The sequence below is a fragment of the Enterobacter cloacae complex sp.6700776 genome (genome assembly GCF_048284255.1).
GTDB lineage: Bacteria > Pseudomonadota > Gammaproteobacteria > Enterobacterales > Enterobacteriaceae > Enterobacter > Enterobacter intestinihominis.
The window spans coordinates 769,766-779,610 of sequence record NZ_JBLVYK010000001.1 but is presented as its reverse complement, the minus strand read 5'-3'; the positions used below and the strand labels follow the sequence as shown (position 1 = coordinate 779,610).

7 protein-coding genes are annotated in these 9,845 nt (G+C 55.5%); all 7 read right to left on the bottom strand.

The genetic code is table 11. From position 1 onward, the window contains the following. Window positions 1–544 precede the first annotated feature (544 nt). The 7 genes from ACNQ0T_RS03790 to paaZ all read right to left on the bottom strand — a co-directional run bounded on the left by ACNQ0T_RS03790 (window position 545) and on the right by paaZ (window position 9,804). On the bottom strand, window positions 545–1,651 hold the full coding sequence (locus tag ACNQ0T_RS03790; protein ID WP_154849853.1) for a GGDEF domain-containing protein: 1,107 nt from the start codon (window positions 1,649–1,651) through the stop codon (window positions 545–547). A gap of 52 nt (window positions 1,652–1,703) precedes the next feature. Next, window positions 1,704–3,677 (bottom strand): alkyl/aryl-sulfatase, encoded by a 1,974-nt coding sequence (locus tag ACNQ0T_RS03785; RefSeq protein ID WP_417929604.1) that lies wholly within the window; start codon window positions 3,675–3,677, stop codon window positions 1,704–1,706. Window positions 3,678–3,843: 166 nt separating this feature from the next. Beyond that, window positions 3,844–6,117, bottom strand: a complete 2,274-nt coding sequence (tynA, locus tag ACNQ0T_RS03780; RefSeq protein ID WP_417929603.1) for a primary-amine oxidase — start codon at window positions 6,115–6,117, stop codon at window positions 3,844–3,846. A gap of 159 nt (window positions 6,118–6,276) precedes the next feature. Next, window positions 6,277–6,672 carry a hypothetical protein gene (locus tag ACNQ0T_RS03775; RefSeq protein ID WP_022648016.1) on the bottom strand — a complete coding sequence of 132 codons (396 nt, stop codon included), beginning with the start codon at window positions 6,670–6,672 and terminating at the stop codon, window positions 6,277–6,279. Beyond that, the gene (locus ACNQ0T_RS03770) at window positions 6,650–6,943 is read right to left on the bottom strand and encodes a polymorphic toxin type 44 domain-containing protein (RefSeq protein ID WP_223825170.1); all 294 of its coding nucleotides are present in this window, start codon (window positions 6,941–6,943) and stop codon (window positions 6,650–6,652) included. The genes ACNQ0T_RS03775 and ACNQ0T_RS03770 overlap by 23 nt, the downstream gene beginning before the upstream one ends. Before the next feature lie 113 nt (window positions 6,944–7,056). Next, window positions 7,057–7,539, bottom strand: a complete 483-nt coding sequence (locus ACNQ0T_RS03765) for an Hcp family type VI secretion system effector (protein ID WP_022648017.1) — start codon at window positions 7,537–7,539, stop codon at window positions 7,057–7,059. 225 nt (window positions 7,540–7,764) lie between these two features. Continuing rightward, window positions 7,765–9,804 carry a phenylacetic acid degradation bifunctional protein PaaZ gene (gene paaZ / locus ACNQ0T_RS03760; protein WP_250116492.1) on the bottom strand — a complete coding sequence of 680 codons (2,040 nt, stop codon included), beginning with the start codon at window positions 9,802–9,804 and terminating at the stop codon, window positions 7,765–7,767. Window positions 9,805–9,845 lie beyond the last annotated feature (41 nt).

Sequence of the window (9,845 nt, the reverse complement as noted above, 5' to 3'; positions counted from 1 at the left end):
GCTGGACGGCTGGTGTGAAACCAAGTCGGTGTGTGTGCGGTATTAAAAAAACGCCGGGTGGCGGCTACGCCTTACCCGGCCTACGGGATCGAGGAAAAAGGTTGGTTTTGTAGGCAGGGTAAGCGCAGCGCCACCCGGCGTAACTTACAGCGACCACCGATTCCGCCCGGCGTCCTTCGCCCTGTACAGCGCCGCATCGGCGCGGGCGATGATTTCCGCCCCGACTGGCTGGACGGCTGGTGTGAAACCAAGTCGGTGTGTGTGCGGTATTAAAAAAACGCCGGGTGGCGGCTACGCCTTACCCGGCCTACGGGATCGAGGAAAAAAGTTGGTTTTGTAGGCCGGGTAAGCGCAGCGCCACCCGGCGTAACTTACAGCGACCACCGATTCCGCCCCGACTGGCTGGACGGCTGGTGCGAAACTAAGTCGGTGTGTGTGCGGTATTAAAAAAACGCCGGGTGGCGGCTACGCCTTACCCGGCCTACGGGAGCAAGGAAAAGGTTGGTTTTGTAGGCCGGGTAAGCGCAGCGCCACCCGGCGTAACTTACAGCGACCACCTATCCCGCCCGGACTCCTTCGCCCGATACAACGCCGCATCGGCGCGGGCGATGATTTCCGGGCCGGCCAGTCCTGGGGTATAGCCGGCAATGCCCATACTCACCGTCACACATTCACTCACCTTCGACGCGCTGTGCGCAATGGCTGCGGTGCGCAGGCCAGCCTGGATCCGCGCGGCGACTTTCTCAGCAACGCTTTCTTCACAGTCAAAGAGGATCACGACGAACTCCTCACCACCGTAGCGCGAAACCACATCCTCTGGCGTGCGCACCGAGGAGTTCAGCACCTCCGCGACCCGCGCGAGACACGCGTCTCCTGCCTGGTGGCCATAGGTGTCGTTATACAGTTTGAAGTAGTCGACATCCAGCATCAGGACCGTGAAGCGTTTGCCTTGCTCCACCGCGTTTTCCAGCACCAGCTCCATCGCCCGGCGGTTGGCCGTTTTCGTCAGCGGATCCTGATGGGCCAGCGCATCCAGCCGCGAAATTAAACGCTGATTCTGCTGGTTGCGACGCCAGGCCTCTTCAAACCAGCTCAAGAGGATGTAGCGTCCGCAAACGAGAATGAACGTGAACACCACCCACAGCCCGGCAAAGCGAAGGTTCATCTCCTGATTCAGCAGCATGCTGGCAACGGGCATGGTGATCCACAGCGGCGCGATAAAGCACACCAGCCCCACCGGATGAAAATAGAGCGCGGTCATACCGGCCATCAGCAGGGTAACGAATATCGGCCAGGGATGAGGAAGCTGTATCACGTTGATAAACCAGTAACAACTTATCGACCATAGCAGGCTACACATTAACAGCACGGCGCTGACGCCGCGGATGTGGCGCCAGGCCATTATTACCAACGCCACGGAAAGGATGACTACCCCCAGCATGGAAGCGTCAATCATCTGTGTGAGAGGTGGGCTGACGTGTAAGAGGGTATCAATTTGGCCGAACAGGGAATTGCGCAGCAGGATCATTAGCGCAAAGCTCGCGTTGACGAAGGCGAGCCACGGCAGGTTCATGGCCAGCCCGTGGACAACCATGGCGTTACGGGTCGGCCAGGTCGCGGGCTCCGGAGTGGCGTTGTGTCTTTTTTCCATGAGAGAGAATGTCCCTGTGGCGGGCGGAAAGACCGCCCGCGAGTGCATGCCTTTACGGGGTCACAATGTTAAACCAGAATTCAAATTTATCCATGTAACCGAGCATGGCATCGAGTTTTGCGGCATCGCCCGTCACTTTGATATCGCCATTATCCTGAGCCTGTTTAAGCGTCACTTCTTTCAGGATGATTTTATTCAGCGTATCGCGGTTGAGGGTCACGGTCGCGTCAACATCCTTCGCTTCGGCGTTCGCCGTGTGGTTCAGCACGCCATTTTCCAGCTCCAGCTTGTATTTGCCGCCGTCGCTGCCGAGGTCGATGTTAAACACCGATTTTGCATCCGCTGCTTTTTCACCGTTGATATGCACCGCCAGATAGTCAAAGAACATTTCTGGCGTCATTGCGCGCACGGTATCCGGGCTGGCGGTATTCGGGGTCGGACCTTTCACCACGCCGTTACGCAACTCCTGCGCGCCGGTCAGGTAGAAGTTACGCCATGGGCCGGATTCAGCCTGATAACCCAACTGCTCCAGCGCATCCGCTTCAAGGTTACGTGCGGCCTGGTTGTTTGGATCGGCGAATACCACTTTGCTGACCACCTGAGCCACCCAGCGATAGTTGCCCTGGTCAAAATCGGTTTTAGCTTTACTCAGGATGGCATCCGCGCCTCCCATATACTCCACAAATTTCTTCGCGGCTTCTTCAGGCGGCAGTTCATCCAGGGTCGCGGGGTTGCCGTCAAACCAGCCTAAATAGAGCACGTAGGTGGCTTTGACGTCATGACTGACTGAACCGTAATAGCCTCGGTTGGCCCAGGTATTGGCCAGGGAGTTCGGCAGCTTGAAGTTGGCGGCGATCTCGTCACGCGTCAGCCCTTCATTCGCCATGCGCAGGGTCTGGTCGTTGATGTAGCGGTAGAGGTCGCGCTGGCTTTTCAGCAGGTTAACCACATTCTCGTTGCCCCAGGTCGGCCAGTGGTGCTGCGCCATGATAACTTCGGCCTTATCACCCCAGCGTACAATTGCCTGGTTGATGTATTTCGACCATGGCAGCGGTTCACGAATTTTCGCACCGCGCAGGGAGTAGGTGTTGTGCAGGGTATGGGTAACATCTTCCGCAGATTCGATCAGCTTTTTCTCTTCGATATACCAGAGCATCTCAGAAGGCGCTTCGGAGCCCGGCGCGAGCATAAAATCATAGGTCAGGCCATCGATCACCTCTTTCTGACCATCTTTCTCAATGATATTGGTCGGGGCAATCAGGGTCACCGTCCCGGCGGAGGTGGTGGTGCCGAGACCCGCACCCACCTGGCCTTTCGCATCCGGCTTCAGCAGGTTGCCGTACATATAGCTGGCGCGGCGGCTCATGACGTTGCCCGCCATGATATTTTCCGCGACGGCGGCCTCCATAAATCCGGCTGGCGCGTAGACTTTAACCTTGCCGGACTTCACGTCGGCTTCGTCCACCACGCCGCGCACGCCGCCATAGTGGTCAACGTGGCTGTGGGTGTAAATAACAGCGACGACAGGTTTCTTGCCGCGATTTTTATAGTAAAGATCCATCCCGACTTTGGCCGTCTCCGCCGACACCAGCGGGTCGACCACGGTAATGCCTTCTTTACCTTCAATAATGGTCATGTTTGACAGGTCGAGGTTACGGATCTGGTACACGCCCTCGGTGACTTCAAACAGGCCGCTGATGTTAATCAGCTGGGACTGACGCCATAAGCTCGGGTTAACCGAATCGGGCGCTTTATCGCCTTCCTTGATAAAGGCGTACTGCTGTGGATCCCAGACGGTGTTGCCTTGCTCCCCTTTGATAATTTCCTGAGGTAGCGGGGCGATAAACCCTTTGTGGGCATTGGTAAAATCGGTGTTATCAGAGAAAGGAAGCTGGTTGAAGAGTGCGTTGTTGGCCTGCTGAGTTGCTGCGGTTGCATCCTTAGGGGCTTCTGCGGCCCAGGCTGAACTGGCGGAAATGAAAAAACCGGCCAGCGCAAGGCTTCTTACTATCTCATTGACTTTCATCCTAAAACCTCTCGGTTATGTATAGCGTTGTTCATGGATACTTCGATATCTACAAAATGTTTCAGATGTTGCAAAAGCATTAAGCGAAGTAACATTAACTATAATCGGGGAGTGGTATTCAGCAAGAAAGCGAATGAAAAACCGGGCATCGTGCCCGGTCAACGTGTTATTTCTGCTCTTTTTTCTTGCCGAGCGTTGGCGTCTCGTCAAAGAAGTTCCACGGCTTGAGTAACGTGTGCACCCATTCCGTCGGCATTATCGGCCACTCCTCGGCGCGGGCGACATGGGTGGTGCCGGTGGTCATCCAGATGACGTTATCCTGGTCGTTCAGCGACTCGTTATCTTTGCTGTACTGGCCTAGGCCCGTATCGTGCGTGGAACGGTTCGGGTATTTTCCCTCCGGGTACATCTCGTCGGGATGGTAACGCGTCACCCACAGCTGTTTATCCATAAAGCTCAGGCGGTGATAAATCCACTCGTCCGGGGCAAACTTCGCGCCCGTCGCCACCGGGTGTGTGCCCCCCGCGTAAGGGATGATCTGATACGAGACCGGGTTGCCCATGCGGTTCTCTTTGCTGGTGTTGCTCAGCAGGCGGATGGTGCCCGGATCAAACTTTTGCGCCGCCTGCTGTTCAGTATCAATATCATACTGATTCACCTGCATGGTGCTGGTGCGCGGTCCGCCAGCGGTGTTCGGTTTGACGTCCGGATCCATGGCCACCAGCTTGTTGTTGATGCCGTCCACGTCCATATCCAGACGGAAGTTGTAGATGTGCTGGTGGGTGGTGCCGACAATATTATGGTCGATCAGCGTACCGTATCGGGTGTCATCCTTCGCGGTGGCATCATGCATGGTTTTCGTCTGCACGCCTTTCACCGCTTCAATGCCCGTGGCCCCTGCATCAATGCCGATGGTGCCGTTTTCGTGGAATACCCAGTCGAAGATATAATCGTAGTTACCCACGGTGCTGACCCAGCGCACCACCAGCTCGCGGCGCTCGGTGCTGACGTTGGGTTTACCTAACTCCTGATGCTTATACTCCGGCCCGGCGTAACGCTCGAAAATGGCGATCGCCCGGGGGATCTCCATTGGCGCACCGGTATAGTCCGGGATGGTTTCGTTGAGCATCACGGCGTTAGACGGAACATCCTTGCCGCGCACCAGCGGGGAGGTCAGGGTACCCATGCCGTAGTCGCCGGAGTCCAGGTAGGCCTTAAAGTACCAGCCGATATCCGGGTCGCCGTACGGCACAATCATTCCGCCGAGCGATCCCTGATACATCACCTGTCGCTTTTTGCCGTTGTCGTTATAGGTCACGGTGGAGATCATCGGGCCGACGCGCGAGTCCAGGCTCAGATGAAAATCCCAGTTCTGCCAGTGCACCCTATCCCCGGTGATGGTGTAGTTCTTGCCTTCCGGCTCGATAATCTCCAGCGGTTTTTTCACCGTTTCAACGCGGTCACGGCCATCATAAGGACGCGGGGTGAGCGGCACCGGCACGACCGGGCCTTCCTCAATCTTCTGGATTTTCTTCTGCTCAAGATCCACCACCGCAACCAGGTTTTCGATCGGGTGCGCCCAGTAGTTACCGTCGCCCACGTCGAGATAGCTGATCACTTTCAGCAGGCGGTCTTCCTGTTTCAGCCCATCCTTGCCGTCAAAAAAGCCGACGGTAAGCGGGGTGGTGATCACTTTCTTCGGATCGGTAATGCCGCGCTTTTTCAGCACGGCGGCAAACTCCGGGCTTTCATTGATGATCTGCTGCACGGTATTGAAGTCATCCAGCAGCACCATGCCGTGCGCGTCTTTGATCGGCTCCCAGCGGAGGATCTTTTTGTCCTTCAGATCCACCCGGCTTTCGATGATGCGTTTGCCGTCAAGCATAATGATATTGGCCTGGCGGGGCGCATCCACCGCCGTGCCGTTAAGCACGAAGTCCCAGACTTTGGCTTTTTCTGGCTCCGCCAGCGCAATCTGGGTAAAGCGGGTATTGGGTTTAAAATCCGCAGAGGCTTTCACAATGGCTACGGCCTGGTTGATTTCATCAGCCGTCAGCGCGTTTAACGGATGGGGGCGTTTTTCAACCTGGAATGTCTGATCAAGACCGGACTGAAAGACATCGTTGATAAAAGTCTCCGGGATATAGGCCTTATTGTTCTTCATCACCAAGGGCACCTGGAGCGTCAGCGGTTTGCCGTTAACGATGGCGGTGTTGGCGCCGGGTTTGACCTTCACAAAGGCACCGTCTTTAGCGATGGTGAACATCTGGGCGTAATCATCCCACTGCACGTCCGCGCCAAACGCCTGAAGCGTTTTGTCCATCGGGACCATATGCGCCTCGCTGCCGTGAGCGTAAACAGGGGATTGCCAGGCGCAACAGAGCGCAACGGCCATGGCCAGTGCCGTTCTACGGGCAAAAAAAGAAGAATTGCTTCCCATCGCAGACCTCATCTTGTTGTGTTTATTGTGTTGTGTCAGCCTTATCCTGACAGGCGCGCACGAAAAGCGTTTGCCTGCATCTGCCAGGTTGTTTGTCAGTCTTGCCAGGTTAAAAAAAGACCGGGGGTGCATCACACCCCGTGAAAGTGAAAGTGTGCTTCAGTAAGGTGAACTGTCGAGATGAATGCAGACATCGAAACCTACCGTCGTGAACGAATAAACCGTACCGCGAACGCGAAGATAAATGTCTCCATTTTTAATTGCCACTGAAGCTTTATCATCATCGGTGATCATGACGGGATTGATATTCTTAATGTTAGACATGAATTCTTCCGGACTTTTTTTCGCATCAAAGAGATAAATATGAGACCTGTTTTTAGACAGTGAGCCCGTCTCAACCTGGGTGATGTAAAGAGTTAAACGATCGTTAACCTTAATTTTTTCCTGCAAATTTTCATACACGGTAAAAAGATCGCGGAAAGGGTATGCAATGAATATGAGAAAACTAAAGATAATAATTCCAGCTCGCCAGTTAAAAACCCGAACGTCGCGCATAATCTATTCCTGCCCTTATCCATAACTGATCGACTGGATCATCACCGTAATTATTATTGTTCTGGAATTTTGCAAATTCGGCAGGATCGCTTGTCCCGGCAAGAATCTGTGCAGTGCCTGCCCCCCGGAGCAGAATTCCCTCAGGAATGCCTGCTGCCGCACCAACGGCACCGTAATGAAAATTGCCAAAATTGGCATACTCTGCACGGCCTTGTTTATAATCCCAGGGACCATGGTTTCTGACCATTTGATAAAACCATATGTAGGTCATTAATGAGGGGCCACCATGAAATCGCGCTATTATCATGTGGCTAACGACGTCCACGCCAGGTGGTGCAAAGGATGCAATATTATAGGGTGTTGAATAGGAAGGATTTCGCATATTTAACGCTCAGCCCAACAGTCTGCAAACTGTATATTACCATCGCAATATGTCCATGTTATTTTATCATAGCGTAGTTCCACGACTTCAAGATGATTATGTTTTTCTTTCGTCGGGTCTTTAATGTCATGCATCAATGGCGTAACGGAAACGACGCGAATATTATCGAGACGCATATTGTAATATTCTACTTCCTGTCCGGCGTCATTAATGCGATACCACCTGAACTCGGCCGTTTTAAGGGTTTGGCCAGTCGCAACCGCTTTCATCAGGTAAGGGGAGGAGGAATCGATTTCTTTTTGAAATACGACTGGGGCATGGTTACGTTTACTGGTAATTTTCCCGGTCAATGGATCGGTTGGGAGGCGAAGATTGTGTGTAAAGCCAGTGACTTCAATGCTTCCCTCACGGTAACAAACATCCACCGAGCCTGTAATTTTTGTACCACCATCGTCAGTCAAGAAAAGGTAAACAGGAATTGCCATAGTCTGTTAATCATCCATGTAATTTAACGCGGGAATATTCCCGGCGATAAATAATAACTATGCTAACTATACGGTCAATTTGCTTAGTGTTTCCGGTTGTAACTTATCCAAACCAGGCAGACTGGATGGTTCGATTAATCAAAGCCAACCAGCCCCTGTATTACCTTCCGTTTATTTTGATGCGCTCAAACACTCGAGGCAGCAAGGTTAATGCCTTTGCTTTGATTAAAAGTCACCCTGCTGGCGCGCCACCAGCGTCAGGATGGAGTAAAGCGCCACGGCCTGCTGATGCTGGTTGAAGATCTCCACCGCCCATTCCACCACGCCCGTCGGTTTTTCCTCGGCAGTGCGCTGTTTCTTCAGCGTTTTACGTTTACAGGTCAGGCGCACCTGAATGGTATCGCCCGGCTTGACCGGCTCGATAAAGCGCAGGTTTTCCATGCCGTAGTTAGCAATGACCGGCCCAACCCCGGCATCGACAAACAGCCCCGCCGCGGCGGAAATCAGGAAATAACCGTGTACCACGCGCTCGCCAAAAATCGACTCCGCCGCGCCAATTTTGTCCATATGGGCATAGAAATGATCCCCGCTCAGGCAGGCAAAATTCACGATATCCGCTTCCGTCATGGTACGACGCGGGGTCAGCAGGCTGTCGCCCGGCTGTAACTCCTCGAAGTATTTACGGAACGGATGAACGCGATCTTCCAGCACCTCCGCGCCACGGACCCACTGTTTGCCGATGGCGGCGAGCATGGACGGGCTGCCCTGAATGGCCGTGCGCTGGAGATAGTGCTTCACCGCACGCAGGCCGCCCAGCTCCTCGCCGCCGCCCGCACGTCCCGGGCCGCCGTGCACCAGCTGCGGCAGCGGTGAACCGTGGCCGGTGGATTCTTTCGAGGATTCCTGGTTGAGGATCTGAATGCGTCCGTGGGCGCGCGCGGCACCGGCAATAAATTGCCGCGCCACGTTTGAATCTGCCGTGACCAGCGTTCCCGCCAGGCTGCCGCCGCCCGCCCGCGCCAGCTGCATGGCGTGTTCACTGTTGCGGCAGGGCATCAGGGTGGCGACGGGGCCAAAGGCTTCGGTGGCGTGAACGGCCGGAGTTTCGTCCGGCTGCGGGCAGAACAGCAGGGTGGGCGGGAAGAATGCGCCAGCCGCCTGCATATCGGCTTTACCACCCAGACGGATCTGGCAGCCCGAGGCAAGCAGATGATCGACTTTTTCCTGCACGTCAGCACGTTGCTCACTGTTGACGAGAGCCCCCATCTTCACCCCTTCCTGGGCCGGATCGCCGACGACCACGTTCTCCAGCCGCGCAATCAGCGCCTGGCTGACGGCTTCAACCTGCGCTTCCGGCACGATGATGCGGCGGATGGCGGTACATTTTTGCCCGGCTTTGGCGGTCATCTCGCGCACTACTTCGCGAATAAACAGCGCAAACTCCGGCTGCTCCGGCGTCACGTCCTCACCCAGCACGCAGCAGTTAAGGGAATCTGCTTCCATGGTAAACGGAATGGAATGCGCGACGATATTCGGATGTACGCGCAGGCTCTGCCCGGTGCTGGCCGACCCGGTAAACGTCACCACGTCCTGGCTGTCGAGCTGGTTCAGCAGATCGCCCGCGCCACCACAGATCAGGCTGATGGCGCCGTCCGGCACCAGTCCGCTCTCGACGATCGCTTTCACCATTGCCTGAGTCACCTGCGCGGTGGCGGTGGCGGGCTTGATGATGGCGGGCATCCCGGCAAGCCAGGTGGGTGCGAGCTTTTCCAGCATCCCCCAGCACGGGAAGTTGAACGCGTTGATATGCACCGCCACGCCGGATTTCGACGTTAACACGTGACGTGCCGCAAAGCCGCCTTCCTTCGACAGCGGGATCAGCTCATCCTCCGGCCACAGGGTATCGTCCGGCAGCTCACGGCTGCCGAGGCTTGCGTAGGTGAAGAGGGTGCCGATACCGCCTTCAATATCCACCCAGCTATCGGCCTTCGTCGCGCCGGTCTGGGCTGACAGGGCATAAAACCGATCCTTCTGGCTCAGCAGATGTTTGGCCACCGCCTTCAGCATGGCGGCGCGCTCGATAAAGCTCATTGCGCGGAGCGCTTCTCCGCCGTGTTCAATGGCGTAACGGCGCGCGGCCGCCATATCCAGCCCTTCGCTGGTGACTTCAAATAGCGTTTCCCCGCTGATGGCGTGGGTGATGGTGCGCTCGCGGCCCCGGCCTGATTGCCAGGTGCCGGACAAGAAGCTGGCTAACTGCTGCATTTCTTCTCTCCAGGTGTTTCGTGATTTCACTATAAATAGTT